Origin of the sequence: Oscillibacter valericigenes, from assembly GCF_021531435.1 — a bacterium.
In the GTDB taxonomy this organism is placed as follows: domain Bacteria; phylum Bacillota; class Clostridia; order Oscillospirales; family Oscillospiraceae; genus Oscillibacter; species Oscillibacter valericigenes_B.
In genome coordinates this window covers 1-1654 of sequence record NZ_JAFBIS010000064.1, presented here as the reverse complement: position 1 = coordinate 1654, position 1654 = coordinate 1, and the positions used below count along the sequence as shown (strand labels likewise).

1 protein-coding gene is annotated in these 1654 nt (G+C 50.3%); it reads right to left on the bottom strand.

The genetic code is table 11. The annotated features are described in order from the left end of the window. Window positions 1–93: 93 nt before the first annotated feature. On the bottom strand, window positions 94–1353 hold the full coding sequence (locus tag JQM68_RS13545; protein ID WP_235223549.1) for an IS110 family RNA-guided transposase: 1260 nt from the start codon (window positions 1351–1353) through the stop codon (window positions 94–96). Window positions 1354–1654 lie beyond the last annotated feature (301 nt).

Here is a 1654-nt window from a genome sequence, read left to right as displayed (position 1 = left end):
AAGTTTGAAACAACGTAATAATCGGGGAAGCCCGAAAAAGGGCGCAAAAACAGAACCGCAGGCACTGCGGCAAAAGTAATATAGCGCAAACACTCAGCCTGACGCAGACGACAATTCGTCCTTGAAGATGTAACCCCGTTTACGGAGTAGTTCCAGGCCCTGTGCCTTGGAGATCACAACCGAGTGCTCAGTCAGTTTATCTTCAAGATAACCCTTTGCAGAATAGGGCTCCAGCTTAGACAGGACGTTCCAGATAGCGGTCAGGAGCATCCTGCACACGGCAATAATAGCTTTCTTGTGGCCGCGGCGAGCCTTGATTCTGCGGTACCGTTCCCTGCATTCGGGATATTTGTCGGATTTGATGACGGCATTTGCTATTTGAACCAAAAGAGGCTTTAGATAGCAACCAGCACGGGAGATGCGAGTGGACTTTACCTTTTTGCTGCTCTGGTCATTTCTGGGACAGCAACCTGCCCAGGAAACCAGATGTTTCGCGGAGGGAAAGACCGACATATCCAGGCCGATTTCAGAGATGAGCGCAACAGCTGTCATTGGAGAGGCAGAGAAACCGGGGACGGTACGAATCAACTCCAGCTGGTATGGATAAGGCTCTGCGAGCCGAAGGATTTCGGTCTCTATATGATTTCTGTGTTCGTTGAGCTGGTCGATGTGCTGCAAGCACTCTTTGAGCTTTGCAGCCTGTTCACGGGATACCGCCCCGTCGACAGCAGCCTGTACCTCATCAACGGAGTGCTTGCACCGTCGATCAACAAACGCAGAAACATCAAAATGTTCGCCGGGATGATCCAGAATATGCTGGATGATGGAACGTGAGGACTTACCGAACACGTCGGAAAACACATCATCCAGTTTGAGATTGGAAACGGTGAGGCAGTTTTGAGCACGGTTCTTTTCACTGGTCAGCATATTGGTGAGTTTCGTGCGATACCGCATGAGATCACGAAGCTGGCGGATGTCAGGTGGCGGGATAAAGCTGGGCTTGACCATACCGCACATATACAAGTCGCAGATCCATTTGGCGTCTTTGCGGTCAGTCTTGTTGCCCTTTTGAGGTTTCGTGTATTTTGGGTGCGCTAATGTGACCCAGCAGGTCTTTTCGAGGATGTTGAATACAGGAATCCAATACTTGCCCGTGGACTCCATGCAGACATCTGAGCAGGAGTATTTCGCAAGCCAGTCAGCCAGATCCCGTAGTCCGTTGGAAAACGAGGAAAAGCGAGCCTGCTTGTACTCTGTTCGCCCATTGGTGTCTGTAATTCCGATACAGGCAAAGATCCAGGTTTTGTGGACATCCAGCCCACAGCAATTTTTGCGGAGAATCTTAAAAGCCATGTAACCCTCCCGTTGAAAGAATTGAGAAGGTTCGGCATTGACTGGCCACCCGGCAAAATCGAGTCGATTTGAAAGAGATAAGTTTACGGGCTACTTTAATGCGCCAATCGTTGATGCCTTAACGGGTGACCGAACCATATACGAATACGGGGTTGCCGCTATACAGCCCCGCCACTCACCTCCACGGTCTGTGTAGTATACCGAACACTTCCGTGGACAGTATAGCAAACAAGTTTTACCGGCGAAAGCACACGGGTTTCATAACCCCGTCGGTGCCTTTCGCAGAAAGGCGGATTATACG

Bases quoted from the DNA above. Each gene is read 5' to 3' on its own strand.
- JQM68_RS13545 (WP_235223549.1), bottom strand. From the start codon at position 1,353: ATGGCTTTTAAGATTCTCCGCAAAAATTGCTGTGGGCTGGATGTCCAC.